The organism is Azospira sp. (genome assembly GCF_030247495.1).
In the GTDB taxonomy this organism is placed as follows: domain Bacteria; phylum Pseudomonadota; class Gammaproteobacteria; order Burkholderiales; family Rhodocyclaceae; genus Azospira; species Azospira oryzae.
Genome location: NZ_JAOTRW010000007.1, coordinates 14,463 through 30,946, shown reverse-complemented (window position 1 = coordinate 30,946; position 16,484 = coordinate 14,463). Strand labels below are relative to the sequence as shown.

Annotated in this window: 13 protein-coding genes; 8 read left to right on the top strand and 5 right to left on the bottom strand. The window is 57.0% G+C overall.

All coding sequences use genetic code 11. The annotated features are described in order from the left end of the window. Positions 1-66: 66 nt before the first annotated feature. Genes OEL49_RS11395 through OEL49_RS11385 form a run of 3 tightly spaced genes read left to right on the top strand, consistent with a single transcriptional unit; the run spans position 67 to position 2,394 of the window. On the top strand, positions 67-1,152 hold the full coding sequence (locus OEL49_RS11395) for a TRAP transporter substrate-binding protein (protein ID WP_287874722.1): 1,086 nt from the start codon (positions 67-69) through the stop codon (positions 1,150-1,152). 8 nt (positions 1,153-1,160) lie between these two features. Then, positions 1,161-1,943, top strand: coding sequence for a hypothetical protein (locus tag OEL49_RS11390; RefSeq protein ID WP_130458524.1), 783 nt, complete (start codon positions 1,161-1,163; stop codon positions 1,941-1,943). A 1-nt stretch (position 1,944) separates the two neighbouring features. Continuing rightward, positions 1,945-2,394 carry a ribonuclease HI family protein gene (locus OEL49_RS11385; protein ID WP_197739044.1) on the top strand — a complete coding sequence of 150 codons (450 nt, stop codon included), beginning with the start codon at positions 1,945-1,947 and terminating at the stop codon, positions 2,392-2,394. A gap of 47 nt (positions 2,395-2,441) precedes the next feature. Here the strand turns inward: OEL49_RS11385 and ccoG are convergent, their stop codons facing one another. Beyond that, the gene (ccoG, locus tag OEL49_RS11380) at positions 2,442-3,848 is read right to left on the bottom strand and encodes a cytochrome c oxidase accessory protein CcoG (RefSeq protein WP_414635386.1); all 1,407 of its coding nucleotides are present in this window, start codon (positions 3,846-3,848) and stop codon (positions 2,442-2,444) included. A gap of 136 nt (positions 3,849-3,984) precedes the next feature. Here ccoG and OEL49_RS11375 point away from each other — a divergent pair, with 136 nt between their 5' ends. The 5 genes from OEL49_RS11375 (at position 3,985) to OEL49_RS11355 (ending at position 9,224) form a co-directional block, all read left to right on the top strand. Continuing rightward, a complete protein-coding gene (locus OEL49_RS11375; protein ID WP_287874720.1) occupies positions 3,985-4,440 on the top strand; it encodes an Rrf2 family transcriptional regulator in 456 nt (151 codons plus the stop codon). A 415-nt stretch (positions 4,441-4,855) separates the two neighbouring features. After that, the gene (locus OEL49_RS11370) at positions 4,856-5,278 is read left to right on the top strand and encodes a hypothetical protein (RefSeq protein WP_287874719.1); all 423 of its coding nucleotides are present in this window, start codon (positions 4,856-4,858) and stop codon (positions 5,276-5,278) included. A gap of 389 nt (positions 5,279-5,667) precedes the next feature. Further along, a complete protein-coding gene (locus tag OEL49_RS11365) occupies positions 5,668-6,237 on the top strand; it encodes a hypothetical protein (RefSeq protein ID WP_287874718.1) in 570 nt (189 codons plus the stop codon). Next, positions 6,230-8,251 carry a hypothetical protein gene (locus tag OEL49_RS11360; RefSeq protein ID WP_287874717.1) on the top strand — a complete coding sequence of 674 codons (2,022 nt, stop codon included), beginning with the start codon at positions 6,230-6,232 and terminating at the stop codon, positions 8,249-8,251. The genes OEL49_RS11365 and OEL49_RS11360 overlap by 8 nt, the downstream gene beginning before the upstream one ends. Beyond that, positions 8,235-9,224: a hypothetical protein gene (locus OEL49_RS11355; protein ID WP_287874716.1), complete on the top strand. Its 990-nt coding sequence runs from the start codon at positions 8,235-8,237 to the stop codon at positions 9,222-9,224. The genes OEL49_RS11360 and OEL49_RS11355 overlap by 17 nt, the downstream gene beginning before the upstream one ends. A gap of 1,477 nt (positions 9,225-10,701) precedes the next feature. On the opposite strand, the gene OEL49_RS11350 is transcribed toward OEL49_RS11355, so the two are convergent. From OEL49_RS11350 to OEL49_RS11335, 4 genes are read right to left on the bottom strand one after another with little or no spacing between them, the layout of a single operon-like run. Then, the gene (locus tag OEL49_RS11350) at positions 10,702-14,175 is read right to left on the bottom strand and encodes a DEAD/DEAH box helicase (RefSeq protein WP_287874715.1); all 3,474 of its coding nucleotides are present in this window, start codon (positions 14,173-14,175) and stop codon (positions 10,702-10,704) included. A 12-nt stretch (positions 14,176-14,187) separates the two neighbouring features. After that, positions 14,188-14,643 (bottom strand): hypothetical protein, encoded by a 456-nt coding sequence (locus tag OEL49_RS11345; RefSeq protein WP_287874714.1) that lies wholly within the window; start codon positions 14,641-14,643, stop codon positions 14,188-14,190. Between the two features lie 12 nt (positions 14,644-14,655). Beyond that, positions 14,656-15,198 carry a hypothetical protein gene (locus OEL49_RS11340; RefSeq protein WP_287874713.1) on the bottom strand — a complete coding sequence of 181 codons (543 nt, stop codon included), beginning with the start codon at positions 15,196-15,198 and terminating at the stop codon, positions 14,656-14,658. Beyond that, a complete protein-coding gene (locus OEL49_RS11335) occupies positions 15,189-16,307 on the bottom strand; it encodes a hypothetical protein (protein WP_287874712.1) in 1,119 nt (372 codons plus the stop codon). The genes OEL49_RS11340 and OEL49_RS11335 overlap by 10 nt, the downstream gene beginning before the upstream one ends. Positions 16,308-16,484 lie beyond the last annotated feature (177 nt).

The following is a 16,484-nucleotide window of genomic DNA, read 5'->3' as shown; positions in this document are numbered from 1 at the left end:
GGGAACGCGGGTTTCGGCCGCTCCCGATTTTTGCTGCAGCAACCTGGTTTCGGGAGGAACACTGCCATGCAACGACGTGACTTCCTGCTCGGCGCCGGCGCTTCGGCGGCCCTGGGCGCGGCTACGGCCCGGGCGGCCGACGGCCAGCCGGTGGTGCGCTGGCGCCTGGCCTCCAGCTATCCGAAGAGCCTGGATACCCTCTACGGCGCCAGCGAAGTGCTGGCCAACCGGGTGGCGGCCCTGACCGAGGGACGCTTCCAGATCCGCCCCTTCGCCGCGGGCGAAATCGTCCCCGGTCTGCAGACCCTGGATGCGGTGCAGCAAGGCACCGTGGAGTGCGGCCACACCCTGGGCTCCTTCTATGTCGGCAAGAACCGGGCATTCGCCTTCGACAGCGTCCTGCCCTTCGGCCTCACCACCCGCCAGCAGACGGCCTGGATGCATTTCGGCAACGGCCTGACCCTGCTGCGGGAGCTGTACCGGGACTACGGCGTCATCAACTTCCCCGGCGGCAACACCGGCGCCCAGATGGGGGGCTGGTTCCGCAAGGAACTGCAGGGCCTGGCCGACCTCAAGGGCCTGAAGATGCGCATTCCAGGCCTGGGCGGGGAAATCATGGCGCGCCTGGGGGCGGTGCCCCAGACCATTCCCGGGGCCGATGTCTATCCGGCCCTGGAAAAGGGCGCCATCGACGCTGCCGAATGGTCCGGCCCCTACGATGACGAGAAGCTGGGCTTCTTCAAGGTGGCCCGCTACTACTACCATCCGGGCTGGTGGGAGCCCAGTGCCCAGCTGAGTTTCCTGGTCAATGCCCGGGAATGGGAAAAGCTGCCCAAGGCCTACCAGCAGGCCTTCGAGGTGGCGGCGGCAGAAGCCCACCTGCTCACCACCGCCGAATACGACGCCAAGAATCCGCCGGCCCTGACCCGCCTGCTGGCCCAGGGCGTCAAGCTGCGCCGTTTCCCGGATGACGTGATGAAGGCCGCCTACAAGGCCGCCTTTGCCTTCTACGACGAGGAAGCCGAGCGCAATCCGGTGTTCCGCAAGATCTATAACGACTGGCAGCGCTTCCGCAGCCAGCAACAGGCCTGGTTCCGCATCGGCGAAACCGGCATCGAAAACTTCATGTATTCGCAGAACCTGCAGAAATAAGAGTCCCCATGGAAGAACAGACCCTGAACGATCCCGTCGCCGACCTGGCGCCCCACGCCCTGCAACGGGAAGCTGCCCGCCTGGCCCAGGAGGCCTTTGCCCTGGCTTTCCGCCAGACTCTGGAGGGCAAGGGGGAAGAGCGGCCCCAGATCATCGCCCAGATCGTCCAGCGCCTCATGGGCTGGGCCAACGACAAGCGGGAAGGGGAGGCGGGCGACCACCATGCCGGCCGCCACCTGCGCCAGGCCATGCTGCTCAGCGGCCTGGATCAGTGGGGCCTGGCCTATGCCCAGGTCTACGGTCCCAGCGCCATGACCGGCCTCTCGGCCATGGTGGCCGGCCTGCGCGCCGGCCTGGACGGGGCGGGGGAGAGCGAAGGCTACCAGGCCTTCTTCGAGCGCCTGGTGAACGAGGAAACGGCGGCCTTCAGCTTCAAGTCCGACCTGCGCCAGGCCATCCACATGGCCCTCTGGCACACCATGATCGCCACGGAAAACCGGGGTGAAGCCCTGCAATTGCTGCAGCAGCTGGGCGGCATGATGCTGGCCTTGCCCCAGGCCATGCCGCAGCACGGCTGGATGATCCTGGCCAACACCCTGGCCGACATCCAGATCCGCTGCCTGGCCCACGCCCTGGCGGCGGAAGGCCTGGGCCAGGAAATGACCCAGGAGCTGTTCGGCGCCCTGGCCAAGCAGTTGCCGGGGGAACTGCGTTCCCAGGTGATGGGCAATGCGGCCCGCACGGTGCTGGAATGGCAGCAGACCAACCGGGCCCAGGGCACGGTGCATTAGGGTGGAGGCAGGGGAGGGCTGGCAGGCCTGGTTCGACGGCGCGGCGGCCCCCAATCCGGGCCGCATCGGTTTGGGCGGGCTGCTGCTGTCGCCCGGCGGCGCCCGGCAGGAGCTTTCCCTGCGTCCGGGGCAGCTGGGCTGCAATAACGAGGCGGAGCTGCTGGCCCTGGCCGAGGTGCTGGATCTGGCCTGGGCCGCGGGGGCGCGGCGCCTGACGGTGCGCGGCGACAGCGATTTTGCGGTACGCCACCTGCAGGGACAGGCCCATACCGCGGTGCCCCATCTGGCAGAACTGTTGCAGACCGTGCTGGCCAAGGCGGCCCGTTTCGAGGCGGTGCAGTTTCTCTGGGTGCCACGGCACCGCAACGGCGAGGCCGATCGCCTATCCCGTCAGGCCCTGGGGCTGACGACGGAACCGGTGCAACGCCCCATCAGCAAACGCCGCCGTTAGGCCATCCTGGCCGGGGAAGGGCGGAGAAGCCCGCCCCTGGCCGATCTTCAGGGCATCCAGAATTTGGTTTTTTCCGTTACCCGGATGCTGGCGTCAGCCTCGTCCTGCACCGTCAGGGTGATGGGATGGGCGCCCTTGTCCGCGCTCCCCGCATCCACCCGGATTTGCAGCGTCAACGTGCCGGTGGACGCCGCTGCCAGGGACACCTGGGCCGGCTGGCTGAGGCGGATGCCCTCGAGGCCGGCCACCTGCACGGTGTAGCGCCGGGGCTGCTCGCTGGCATTGACCAGCTGCAGCTGGTAGTTGTTTTCGATGCTGCCGTCGTCCGCCTCCCGGGCCAGGGTGCTGCGGTCCCGCAGCACGTCCACCTTGAGGGGCACCCGGGTGGCCAGGGACCAGGCCGTGGCCCCGGTCAGGAGGAAGAACACCGAGGCATAGACGATGGTGCGCGGACGCAGGGCGCGGCGGATGATCTCGCTGCGGCCGAAGTGCTGCTTGACAGCGTTTTCCGTGGAATAGCGGATCAGGCCCCGGGGGTATTCCATCTTGTCCATCACCTGGTCGCAGGCATCGATACAGGCGGCGCAGCCGATGCATTCGTTCTGCAGGCCGTCCCGGATGTCGATGCCGGTGGGGCACACCTGGACGCAGATGCCGCAATCGACGCAATCGCCCAGGCCCTTTTCCTTGGCATCGGCGCCTTTCTTGCGGGTGCCCCGGGGATCGCCCCGCTCGGCGTCGTAGGTGATGATCAGGGTGTCCGGATCGAACATGACAAACTGGAAGCGGGCGTAGGGGCAGATGTACTTGCACATCTGCTCCCGCAGGAAGCCGGCATTGCCGTAGGTGGCAAAGCCATAGAAGGCGACCCAGAAAGCCTCGTTGAGGGTTGGCCGCAGCTGCCACAGGTCCGCCACCAGTTCCCGGATGGGGACGAAATAGCCGACGAAGGTAATGCCGGTCCAGAAGGAAAAGGCCAGCCAGGCGCCGTGCTTGGCCGTCTTGATGCCCACCTTGCGGGCATCCCAGGGCGCTGCGTCCAGCTTCATGCGCTTGGGCCGGTCACCCTCGATCACCTTTTCGATCCACAGGAAAATTTCCGTATAGACGGTCTGGGGACAGCTGTAGCCGCACCACAGGCGGCCGGCCAGGGTGGTAAAGAGGAACAGGGCGAGGGCGGAGAGGACCAGCAGGATGGCCAGGTAGATGGTGTCCTGGGGCCACAACACCAGGTCGAAAATGTAGAAACGGCGGGCGTCCAGGTCGAACTGCACCGCCGGACGGCCGTTCCAGGGCAGCCAGCAGAGGCCGAAATAGACCGCCTGGGTCAGCCACACCAGGCCCCAGCGCCAGTTGGCGAACCAGCCCGAGATGGAACGCGGATACACCTTCGCGTCGGACTGGAACATCGGTTGAATCGGGATGACTTTGGGCGCTTTGGGAGGCTGGGACATGGGGAAAACGCAAAGACATGGGCGGTTGGAGCAAAGCGTCCGTCACCCAAAAGATTGAAATTTCGTATATCTTTAATGTAACAGGCGCATCAACCTAAATCAATACAACAAATATATCTTTACGGTGTGAACAGTCATGAAGCTCAGTACCTTTTCCGATTACAGCCTGCGGGTGCTCATCTACCTGGGCCTGCACCCCGAACGCCTGGCCACCGTGGCCGAAATCACGGCCGCCTTCGGCATCTCCCGCGGGCACCTGATGAAGGTGGTGCACCAACTGGGCAAGGCCGGCTATCTGGAAACGGTACGGGGCAAAGGCGGCGGCATACGGTTGGGCCAGGCGTCGGAGCAGATCGTCCTGGGACGGGTCATTCGCCACACGGAAGGCGACATCAGCCTGGTGGAGTGTTTCAGCACCGGTTCCGACTGCCGCATCCAGCCGGCCTGTCGCCTGAAGGCCATACTGGCCGAAGCCCTGGCGGGGATGTTCCTGGTCCTGGACAGTTACACCCTGGCGGATCTACTGCAGCAACCCCAAGCCCTGGAAGCGTTGATCGGCTGCGAAAGTCAGGTCACGGTGAGCGCAGGCTGATGCCGTCGTTAGGGCAGCGTCAGCCGATCGGTAGCTGGTACCGGGAGCCCAGAAGCACCGGTAGTTCGCTCCACTAATAGCTATTCTGATGCTTTGCAAAAGAGTTAAAAATAACCAACAGGTTATCTTTTTCTTCTCCAACTTTTAGTGGTGTTTTTTTACGACAATGGGTTAGTTTGCACGTGCGATGTCAGGAAAACATGGGCTTAGGTGAACGCGGAAGTCACCCAATTCACTAAATATTGATGCCTATTCGCCAATGTGCAGAGTCAGGGCTTTCTGACTCTGGTATAAAAATTCCAGAAAATTGCAAAAGTTCGTTGTGTTGCATTAAATAATGTAGTTGAAACAAATGCTTAGCTAATATAGGCTGGTGGGTAGGTTTAAACCAATCCGTCAAGAAAGACCAGCCGCGATGAGTAGCCTGATTGGAGATTTTTCTCAGAAGAGACTGCTTAATTTTGGCTTACGCCAGTACGAGGTGGAAAGGGTGTTTGGCTATGAACACCCCCACACTTTTGCTATTGAGGTGTGTCTTCACTCTCCGAGTCAGGAATTCTTGAGCCGATTTACCAAATGGCTTCATTTGAATGAAGTCGAATTTAGCGAAATTCTGCAAGCGGCCAAAAAGTTTCGTCGTCAGTTGGTGCTCCCGAAACAAGGTTCTTTAGAAAAATATCAGCTCTGTAATGAGCTTGGGGAAAAAATCGACCGTTTATATCCAGGAAAAATCGTTGCCATCCGCCAGCGATTAAGGCCGAACGAAAAAAGCAAGGGGAAAAATGACGGACGTGCGTTACTCCTTTACCAGCTCATAAATCAGGAGACGAAAATGTAGACGGGACAATCCTCACGGCTTGTCCCGTCTGGGGCGAGATCGCCCGGTGAATTTACAGCTAGTTGGCGCTTGTTAGTATCTTTGCCACGCGGTTTTCGGTCAAGACCGTGTTCAATATTCCTCAGATCGTTAATCGAACTTCAGGTTTTTTCCTGAAGAGTAGGTCGTTTTTTGTCTCAAATTGGTAGTGCAGCCTAAGCGGGGACAACTCCGGATTCATATTTTGAAGCGTATGACATTACTTCTCAGTATGGGTGGATATCATGAGTACGATAGGCCATGTGCAAATACATCAAGCCCCCACTACGATTCGTCTTGCAGTGGCAGAGCGGGGCCATAAGCTGCATAACTTGTGGTCAGTGTGGTCATACAAACTGCAAATATCCTGTTTGCTGCCATCGGATCCCGCACTGTTTCACTTTGCACTTTTGGAATCTGATCTGAGAGTGCGTTCTTATGAACTGGAAGCGCCATCACTCGCCATTCGCCTCAACCACGAAGTTGTTGGAACGAGATTTGATGCCGAAGTACATTTCAAAGACGGGACGGTTGCCTGGGATGAAGTAAAAGGCGACGTTGAAGCGATAGATGACGCACAGCAAAAACAGCTGGAAGCGCAGGCAAAATTGGCGGCCGCTCATCAAGTTTTGTATCGCCTTTTTACTATCAACGAACTAAAACCCCATACCACACGCGTTTGGAATTGCCTGCGCATGCTGCAGGTGCTCCAAGCCGCAAAAGAATTTTCCGTGGCTGGTGCCAGAACACTTGTGCTCTCACGTTTATGCGGGGGAGTAGCATCGATCGGAGAGTTGATTGAAACAGGCGGTGACGATAGGGGAATCACGCTAGCTGCTATCTTCGGGTTAATGTTGGACGGCAGCGTTCTCGGCGACCTTGAATCCACGCCGCTAACTTTGGCCACAAAACTGCACCGCATGGAGGACCTCCATGCGTAAGAACACAGTATTACAGCGCATTCCATCTACTCGGCGTGACATACGTACTTGGCCTTCTGTCGATGCTTATGCGCTTCCTGAGGAAAAACGTGAGGATTTTCTACGGAATCGGAAAGCCATTACGGCTTTGCTCGCCCAAGCCTCTTACCGAGAAATCACCAAGGAAACCGGGGTTTCGAGTGCGAAGGTCAGGCGCCTGCTAGCAAAATGTCTTCAACCCGATGGAAACGGTGATATCTGCGGAGAACGTGGTCTTTTACCTTTTATTCATGTGCGGCCCTATATCCGAAGAACGAGGGTTGCCCGGATGGAGGGTGCGGGCCGTGGCGGTTGCTCCGGTGCATTGACTCAACTGTTTGACGAGTTTCCTGAGCTGGAAGAGCGCATCGAGCAGGAGATTCTCAAACGATTACCAGCAGGGGTCAAAGTTGCTGAAGCCAAAATTTCGATTGTCGATTTACATCGAGTCTTCCTCCAGCTATGCGAGAAAGTCGGCCGCAATGCAGACCAACAATGGCCTTTCAACACAAAAACCAAGGGGCGAACGTCGCTCATCAACTATGTCAAAAGAGTGGGGCAGAAGAAACCGCATCAATTCATCCGGGCGCGTTATGGTAAGGATGCGGGTACTCGCCTCCATGTTGGCAGCGGACATAGTTCTCTGTTGTCCCCTCAGCTGCCTTACGACATTGTCGGAATTGACGAATTTACGTTCGACCTGATTACAACGGTTGCTATTCCAATACTGGGCGGAGGTGTCAGGGACGTTGCGATAGAGAGGATTCATGTAGTCGTCGTCATTGAGTTGGTATCGAAAGCGATCTGCAGTTGGTACGCGTTTTTCACCAATTCAGTGACTTCACGCGACATCAGGCATGCGATTCAGAATGCCCTGAATCCCTGGAAGCCGAAGGAGTTCTCTATTAGCGGCCTGACGTATGGCCACCCGGATGCGGGACTGCCGAGCGGACTCATCCCCAGTCTTGCCTACCATCCCTGGACGGTCTTGGTTGTCGACAACGCCCTTGCTCATCAGGATATCGGGCTGCTGTCGGATCTCGGTGAGGTTATCGGAAGTTTCATCAATTTGGGACCGGTGGGGGCCTGGTATAGAAGAGCGGATGTCGAACGAAAGATTCTTGAAGTTCTCAGGTCATCGGCTCAGCGACTGCCAAGCACCACCGGATCAAGCCCGGTTGATGCGCGGAAAAATGATCCAGTACAAACTGCGGTCAAGTTGCGCATTCGCTGGTCTGAAGTGCTTCAACTGATTGAAGTAGTGATCGCTCAGCAAAATGCGATCCCAAGTGAAGGCATCGGCATGCTCACACCAATTGAACTCTTGCGCCAGTTGGTAACCGATCCTTGTCAGCATTTCCTGTTAAGAACGTTGCCGTCAGAGCGGCATGTAAGCAACTGCCTATCTGTTGTTTATGAGGAGGTCGTTGTCCGCGGCTCACAAAGGGTAGGTAGGAGGCCATATATCAATTTGGACCGGGCTCGATATACCAATCCAATACTTGCAAAGTCTTGGCATCTGATCGGCCATAAACTCCGGATTGCCATAGACGAGGACGATTTTCGGAGCGTCGAGGCAAGCGTCATGGATTCCGGTATAAAACTAGGAATGCTCATCGCGCAAGGCCCCTGGTCTCGAACACCGCACACGCGGGAAATGCGTCGGGCAATCAATCGGTTGAAACACCTAAGAACCCTTGCAATACCACCTCATGCAGATCCGGTGGCTGCATATCTAGCGCATCTTGCGGCCAAGGCCGCTACTGAGGGCGGTGCGGAGACTAAACACAAGCGAGTCTCCAAAGCAGGAACTCGGCTTGCCGAAATCGACCATCGCACTGGCGTAACTGCCGCAAGTCTGAGCAAGCCTAATGCCGAGCGTCCGGATTTACCTTCGCTTGCGCTACCATCTGAAGTAGCCCGCTCGGAACTGCGCGATTTGTTGTGGCAGAGCGAGTTGGATGGAGGGGGGGAGCAAGATGAACTCCATCGTTGACCGAGGGGAAATCTGGGAGCGACATCCGGTCAAGTTACGCCAAATTACTTATCCGACGCAAGCTTCAGAACACCTCCTTCGCAGTTGCGAACACGCTATCCGGGCTCGCACCAAAGGCTTTGTCGTTGTTTCCAAACCGCTGATGGGGTTGACGACGGCACTCCGCATTTTAGTTGCTGGATGGCCAAAGCTTTACTCCGAAATTCCCATCGCGCTTGTTCGGTCCCCAGGGGCAACGGTCTATCACCCTGTGAGATTCTGGTCCTCGCTGGTCACCCAACTCATTCCGAATCTTGCGACATGGCGTAATCCCGATGCGCTTCGTCTCGGCCTCTTAAGGAATCTCCTTACGAGAGCCAATGCACACGATAGTGACCGTCTTCTATTGATCGTTGATCGCGCTCATACCTTGCTGCCCGAGGAGTTGTTGCAGCTGGCAGTATTTCAAGATGACCTAGCCGACGAGGGAACGAATCTTGTGGTCGCGCTAGCGGGATATGAATCATTGCGGACGATAAGGGACTGTTTACATGATGAGGCTAGGGAGGAGCCTGTCCGACGCTATTTTGAGAACGAACATTACCTCTACGGAATAAGAAGTTCTCAAGAACTCGCCTATTTTCTCGAGTCCTTCGATAAATGTCGGTTTCCTCAAGGCAGCGAATGGCCAATCTCACGATTCTGCTTTCCCAAGGCATTTGACCGTGGATGGCGTCTTTGGCATGAGGCGGCGAGGGCGTGGTCTATTTTCTCGGGTTATGCAATTCGGGAAGGGGTGCCCGCTGAAGTGGAAATGCAATACGTCACCGAAACGGCTTGTTCCTTGCTGGAATCTGCATATCAGCGAGGGAGCGGGGCGCTGCCACCAGATGAGGATGCGTGGCGTATTGCCGTTCAATCCAGTGGTCTGATCAGTTCGCGAGCGATGCTGAGTCAGATGCCAGAGAGTAAAGCGCCAAGGAGACGGAGATGAGTCTTGGGCAAGAGGCATCATGGAACTGGAGTCCTCGTTGGCATCTGTATGGCGATTCTATGGTGGGCATATTGCTCCGCTTTGCTTACGCGAACGCCCTCTCTCCTCAGTCACTTAAAGGGCTGATTTCCTATACGTCAGTGGTTTCTCCACTGGGACGTCCTCTTTATTGCACCGGGAACATCGGTGAGGAGTGGAGTCGGTTCTGCACTGCCGTGGGGATGCCCCTCCATGAAGCAAAGAATGCGCTTCTGGGGGACATCCTAGAAATCCTAAGGGGGACCCCTGTTGTCGCCCAACGCCTACGGTTCTGCTCTGAATGCCTAAAAGTCGGCTACCACGCTCGGTACTTCCAAATTCTCGCCCTACAAGAATGTCCGATTCATCATCGGCCACTACGTGACACATGCCCAAGCTGCGGATCTGTCACCCCGTTCTTCAGGGTTTGCCGAGAGCTTATGAGTCAAGTGTATTGCTGCTGGAAGTGCAATGCTTTGTATGCGAGCTCCAGTGTGTCGATACAAACATACTTCAATCCCGGATTGGAGACTGATCGGCTCCGGGAGATATGGCAACCAATTGATCAGTGGCTGTCGGCATTTCGTGAGGTAGATCTTAATTTTGCTTCATTACGAGAATGGGTTATCGAGTACGCTGGCGAATACCGTGCTGAACGCGAAGTCGACGCCGTGTACGTGTTGAACGCTATTCGACCATTGCCGGCAGGTCCCTTCGTTTGGCAGACGCCTTCTTTGCCTCGGAAATGCCTTTACTTTGCCGAAGGTGGCGCGCTTCCAAAGCGGCCACGCGCGACCGAAGGATATGTCGCAGCGGCTTATTCGGAGGCGAAGAAGGGGATTGAGCGGCGGCTAACGCCAGATAGGTTAGCAATCCTCCTTCAGCAGTGTCGAGAGCTGGGGTGGTCGTGCGTGAAGCCGGATACAGGGATGAGTGCGGCAGAGCTTGCCTACGTACTGTGGCGAGTGCAATTTGAAAGCTTGTCTACCCCGGAATTGATGGGTAGAACAGGAGAGCGAGAGGATGTTTTCATCGGTCAGGACCTGATCCCATTCGCGTTGGGGAACTTGAAGCCTGCGGGCTGGAAGATATTTTTCTGGGCGGCTTATCGAGGTTTGGTCTTTGATGTCGAGCGTGCCATCCTAAAGGGGGATTACGTGGCGGACCTCGCACGCGGAGGGGCTCTTCGACAGTTCTGTGTTCTCTCAAGCACGAGCCTACGTGCCACCGGGAGGGGAGTAATCGCTTATCCAGTACCGAAATTCTAGTCGTAGGCTCTCTGCTGATCCCTAAGGGAATAATGTCAAACGAAATGGGGCCGGGGAGGATGCCCTATTTCCGCTCCTCGGCCATTGCTGCCGTTAGTGGCGGCTCCCTCGAGTGACCGGTGTTAGGCGAGTTGTGGGCACTGAACATCTGCGGGCTCTATGGAATCCATGAAGCCACTTTTGTTACACCGCTAAGTATTTGCCTTATGGCGGTTTTTCTTAGTCTGCTGCGCCGCATTGTGGTGTGGTACCTCATTCTTGTGCGGGGGGCGGACAGCTATGAAGGCAGCGCGATCGATAATTTGGCTGAATAATGGCTGCTTGCTGCGTGATTCCTGATCGCGCAGGAATCCACTGGCACCGAAAAAAACCAAATTCTCGCGGGCCCGCGAGCATGTCACGTTCAAGCGCTGCCGATCCAGCAGAAAACTGATGGCCCCATCCGTGCGAACCGTCGAATAGAGCACGATATCGGCCTCACTACCCTGGAAATTGTCCACCGTGTCAACTTCGATCGACATGACGTCATGCAGCCGTGCATCTGTCGCCGCCAGGGCTGCCAGCAGTCTTGCAATTGATCGCTTTTGGGCGCCATAGGGGGTTATGATGGCCAATGTCTTCTTCTTGAACGCGCTGCCTTCGTCCTCCTTGCGTTTCACCAGCGGAACCATGGCCACCTGCAGATAATGCAGGATAGCCTTCGCTTCCCCTTCATTCAACAGGCTGGGTCCCTTGCCATTCTCTTTTGTCTGCCTTCCGTGCGGCACGTCAACCCAGCGAAGGGGATGGTCCGGGTCAAGGAATCTTTGGCGGTCATGCACCATACCGTTGAATAGGCGCCGCTCCCCCTGATCCGTATAGAACAGATCGGCCACTAGGTCACCAATTGGCTCAACCATGCGATATTGCTCACGCAACATGCCCCGGCATCCGTCAGGCAGATTCGTATACAGCCGTTCGAAGAAACTCGTCTTGAGGAAGGTTTCATTCAGGAACGGCAGGGTCTCCCGGGCGTCGGCTTCTCGAAGTTCCGCGGCAATGCTCGGCGGCAACTGGAAATGGTCTCCGATAATGATCGCTTTGCGGGAGCGCATCAGCGGAATCAGCATCTCCGGCACGGTAGAGCGTCCGCCCTCGTCTACGATGCACACGTCAAAAATCAGCCGGTCTGCGCCATGGCGGCGCGAAGCCATGCCCACGCACGTGGCCCCCACCAGGGGGTAGTCGTTTACCAGTAATTCCGTCAGCTCTTCGTCGAATCGTGGACGTCCGTCGCCCCCGGGCGAATACACGCTTTCAATCCAGTCTTGGACCCAAGCAGCGCGCGCATCCATATGCAGTGTGACGGAACGGCTGTACTCCTGCTGACGCCTCATGAGGTAATCGCTAAGGATGGTCTCCGTAATGTTCGGATGCAGGCATGCCTGCACCTTACTGGCATCACTCGCCATCCGCACGACGCTCTTGCGACGATCTGGATAGCGTGCCAGATAGCGATCCAGCGCATTATCCACGGCAGTATTCTGTTGTGAAACCACCAACACCCGACTCTCCGGCGCTGCCGCGAAAATCTGATACAGCAACTCGACGATGCAGGTGGTCTTCCCCGTTCCGGGCGGCCCCTGGATCAAATACAGGTTGGACTCGGTAAGCGCCTCTTCGACGATACGCTTGGCAACAGCCGCCTTGTCGGGTTCCTGCCAATTCTTGTCCTGCCAATGCAAGCCCAGGCGAACCCGGGCTTCCCAGACCGGATCTGGTTGCGGAACATAGCTTGCCGGCATGAGAAGAATCTGCTGCAAGACCGGATTCTGCAGGCGGCCGCTCATGAAGGACTGCAGGGCCTCGCGCTGCCGCCCCAGGTTGGACAATTCTCCGCTTAGTGGGAAACGCAAACGCAACTGCACCGTCTCGATCCGTTCGTACCGCTCGTATGGGCTCGGACGCCTGATACCTGTATGCGAGAGCCGGAATAGCCCTTTTCCCAGGGATTCTGGCAATCCGTTCAACTCACCTATGCGCAGCCATCGCTCACCCGCGGCGCTCATGTACTGCTCTTCAAGAAACAGCTTCGGCTTAGACAATGCCTTCTCGATCAAGCATTGAAGGTCTGACCGAAGATTGGTTGCGCACAGGCAATCCCATTGCCCCTCATCCGGGTCTCGATCAGGAGTTAGCCAGAATGTCACGTATCCGTTCTCTTCCAGCAAATAATCGGTAACTTTGCTCCACCGGCTGAAGAACTCCCCAGCAGCCTTGCGGCCCGGCACATCCTCGCCGTAGCGTGTCTGCTGACTGCAGAACTGCAGGAATTCCTGGAATCTCAGCGCATCGCAGAATACATGGTCTCTGAATCGCTGGTCGATCAGGCGCACCGCAAATGGCAATTCGTCCAATTCAACACTGCCGATGCTGGTACGCGCCGTGGCGACGAGTTGTAGCTGGGTGCTGCCAGGGCCAGCTTCCGCCTCGACTTGCCATGCCCCGATTTGCAGCGTGACGCAAAAACGGTCATCCCGCTCGACGCAACTGCTCAAACACCAAACCGCTCCTTGAGCAACTTCCTCTATCAGCGGGTACAAGTCATGCTTGGTGGCATCCGCATGTAGAAAAACTAGAGCGCTGCCGCTGCTTTTGCCGCCTACGTCCAGCGATTCTCGATGCTGCGTGACCGTTGTATTCCCGTTGCTGAGAAGCAGGTCGTAGTAATGAAGGAAGACTTCGATCTTCTCTCCCGGAAAATAGTGCTTGCCTGGGAAACTCGATTCAGACTTCGGCAGGAAGGCGGGTAGGCCGCCATTGAGCCCCTGCTGCCTATCTACGGGGCAAAAACCAGGGTGGCACTGCACAATATATCCATCACCAAACATGTCATGGCGCTTTGCCTGACGAACGATCCCTGTGCACGGCAGTTGCTCCAGGACGTGGTCCACGTAGAGCGCGCCGCGAAGAATGCAGGCCTTAAAGAAGTACGGATTTTTCTGTGCCAACAATTGCACCGGTACTGCTTCTTGGTCCGGATACTGAAGCATCAGCGCGCGCTGCGTTGCATCGCTGTAGTCGCTGCCTACACGTTCCTGTAAAAGCTCGAGCATCTGGCCGTAGCCGTTACGAATGCGGTCAAGTTCCTTAACCGAAGCCAAGGCAACCTTGCCGCCGTAGTACCAGTCCTCCGGCAAGCGTACCGATGGGTCCGGAAAATCGATCAGTGTCTCGAACCGCCCATGTTCCGCCAGCCACTCCTGCTGTTTCAAATACCAGTCGCAATAGTTACCGTAGGCCTTTAGACGGTTTCCCGTGTCCTCCAGGCGTGCTTGCAGCAAGCGCAACGCATTGCGGCGGTAGGGGCTGATGGTGAGATCGCTCAGGCTAGCCTTCAGAGTGGAGGCCAGTTTCTGGAACTCCTGCAGCGGCGTATTCACGCGTTCCTGGAAACGAAGGCAATATTCACGACGAGTGGCCGCCATCTCGGTGGCCAGCTGTTTTCTCTTGATCGCCCGCCTGCGCCGGTCGTCATCCATGCTGGCACTGTACTGCCTGCGCAACTCTGCATTCCTGCCTCGTAGCTCTTCCTGTAGCGCCTCTTCTTCGTCGGTCATCCTATCGTACAGATAGGCCACCACCGATGCGCCGATGACGATGCCTGCGAAAACTACTGGGAGCATGTGCTGCCCGGCCTATTTCTTTTGGTCGTCGGAAAGCAGCGCCTGGTAGGTGTCCACGATCTGGGCCTTACTGACCTCGGAATCCTGCACAAGTCGTTGGACTAGGCTCTCACGAACGTGATTCTGAGATGCCTTGTGATCACGCTCAATGGCGAGCCTTGCCATCTCGGCCTGAAAAATTTTGTCGTCCTTTTCGCGCAACCGGGCGATCTCGTCGTGCGCCACGTTGGCGGAAAGGCGATGCCGCTCAGTTATCTGCCGTGCGGTTTCAATGTCGGCATCTGCCTTTATGCGAACTTGGTTGGTCTTTTCCTTCTCCTTGCCCAGGTCAATAACGCCGCTGCAGACTGAAACAATGCCTTTGCCGATATCGAGCACCTTGTTTACCGTCTGCGTATTCGTCTTGCTGCCGGTGCTCTTGCCGGTTTCATCCTTCTGCGTGCCCTGCTTCGGTGTTGGTTTTTTCACTGTTTTATTTCCTCACTCTTTCACAGCATTCATCATGGCCAGCAGAAGCAGGTCGACCAGATCGTAATACGCGCGCTCCAGCTTTAATAGACATGCGCAGTTGGGCGCCGAATTCACGCGTAGCGCGCCAATAGCACCACCCAAGTTCTTCGCCTGCAGCGAGAGGCTGTCGAAGGCATCTCGGCTTATCTCGATTTCCGCGGCAGTAACAGACAGGCGCGCACGCAACGAACGGACCATTTGTGCATGCCTGTCTTCCATCACTTTTGCATGAATCGCCTGTTGCTCATACAACTCCTGCAACAGACGGCACAGCGAGTCTCCTTCGATCTTCAGTTGCTGGGTGACTTCCTTGGCTCTTCTATACCCAACATAGGCGTCCAGCGCATCGAGTACAGCCAGCGCCGCATCGACCACCACCAAAGGACTCACCGCGGATGCGCCATGCCTTGCGGCCGTGTAAACGTGTTTTCCGGCTCGCACCATGCGATGCACGCGCTCGCGCTCGTTGTCCTCCCACTCGTACAAATCGACGAACAGGTCTACTACTCGCATAGCGACTCCGCTTCAGGTATAGGTTCTGTTTCGCGGGTGGTTTGATTGAACGAGATCAGGAACACTTCCGTGCCTTCGTGCATCAGGCGGGACAACGCCCGGTGATTGATCGCTCGCCGCTCGTAGGTCTGGCTTGTGGTGCAGGTCACGGACAGACCCGCGGGTACAATCGTATCGGCAAGTTCTGGCGGATGCGTACCGGTGATCGCTGACAGGACAGCGACGTCCGGTGCCGCCGGGTCTGCTTGCCCGTCGGGAATGAAATGTGGCAGCGACCGCTGGGTGACCAATTCCAGGTATGACGTCCGTGCGGCAGGTATGGCTACCGGCCAGGGAAAGCCTTCGGCTCGGCTGAACTTCATTGTCATTTCCAGTACCGGCACCAGCAGCAATGGCAGTGCCACCTTTTTCCCGGCTGTTTCCGTATCGGCAATGTCCAGCAATTCGCTTGCCGACAGGAGCAATGGGTAGTACTCCTGCACGTCCACTGTCTCTTGCTCCAATAAGCAATCCATGTAATCGACTTCTTCCGCAATCAACGCCTGGGCGCCGCTCCAGAAATACCCGATGAGATCGGTCAGATTGTCCTGGTCCAGCAGCCTGTGTAGCCGACTCGCGTCGTCGAACAAATGGTATTGGTACCGGCGAACCGGAAGGCGAACCTCCGGCCTTTCGTCTTGACGGAGGTCCCCGTGCGGAATCTGGATCAAGCTAGTGGGGTCAGGTGCAACCAGCAGATGGACAGCTTTCCGGTCCACTGTGAAAGTATCTAGCCAGACCCGATGATCGCCCTGCCGCAAATGTTGTTCGACAGCGACCATCCTGACCCCACGCTCGAGTAATGTCACTACGGTCACATCAGTATCTCGCGCGATGGACACGAAATGGTGGTACTCCAAGAAGGTCATCTGTTGTAGCAGCACCGTGTGCGATAGGGCTACGATCTCAGCAATCTGCTCCAACGCCAAGCCATCAGCCAGCGCGCGAAGAATAAAACGCGATACGCCCCCCAGGCTGTCTAGCAGGCGATGAGAAAACCGCAGCCGGTAGCGTTGAAACGGCAACAACAGCGTGACGGCGGTTTGGGCAGAAGGGGTCACTTCGCTCATTCGGAAAGAAAGACGGAGGCGTTGTGGCGCAAATTTAACGGCGAGCAAGCTAAAGAATAGCCTGAAATGCCCCCGTCCTTAACGGTTTCCGCTAACGTTGAAATAATTCACCGGTTTTCAGCATTATTCGACAGTGAAAATTCCTCTCCGTAACTCGCTCCGGCTCGATGGTTTGAA

What these genes read in the sequence shown, in the direction of transcription:
- OEL49_RS11395 (WP_287874722.1), top strand. Translation starts at nt 67, where the DNA reads ATGCAACGACGTGACTTCCTGCTCGGCGCCGGCGCTTCGGCGGCCCTG.
- OEL49_RS11390 (WP_130458524.1), top strand. Translation starts at nt 1,161, where the DNA reads ATGGAAGAACAGACCCTGAACGATCCCGTCGCCGACCTGGCGCCCCAC.
- ccoG (WP_414635386.1), bottom strand. Translation starts at nt 3,848, where the DNA reads ATGTCCCAGCCTCCCAAAGCGCCCAAAGTCATCCCGATTCAACCGATG.
- OEL49_RS11375 (WP_287874720.1), top strand. Translation starts at nt 3,985, where the DNA reads ATGAAGCTCAGTACCTTTTCCGATTACAGCCTGCGGGTGCTCATCTAC.
- OEL49_RS11370 (WP_287874719.1), top strand. Translation starts at nt 4,856, where the DNA reads ATGAGTAGCCTGATTGGAGATTTTTCTCAGAAGAGACTGCTTAATTTT.
- OEL49_RS11360 (WP_287874717.1), top strand. Translation starts at nt 6,230, where the DNA reads ATGCGTAAGAACACAGTATTACAGCGCATTCCATCTACTCGGCGTGAC.
- OEL49_RS11355 (WP_287874716.1), top strand. Translation starts at nt 8,235, where the DNA reads ATGAACTCCATCGTTGACCGAGGGGAAATCTGGGAGCGACATCCGGTC.
- OEL49_RS11350 (WP_287874715.1), bottom strand. Translation starts at nt 14,175, where the DNA reads ATGCTCCCAGTAGTTTTCGCAGGCATCGTCATCGGCGCATCGGTGGTG.
- OEL49_RS11340 (WP_287874713.1), bottom strand. Translation starts at nt 15,198, where the DNA reads ATGCGAGTAGTAGACCTGTTCGTCGATTTGTACGAGTGGGAGGACAAC.
- OEL49_RS11335 (WP_287874712.1), bottom strand. Translation starts at nt 16,307, where the DNA reads ATGAGCGAAGTGACCCCTTCTGCCCAAACCGCCGTCACGCTGTTGTTG.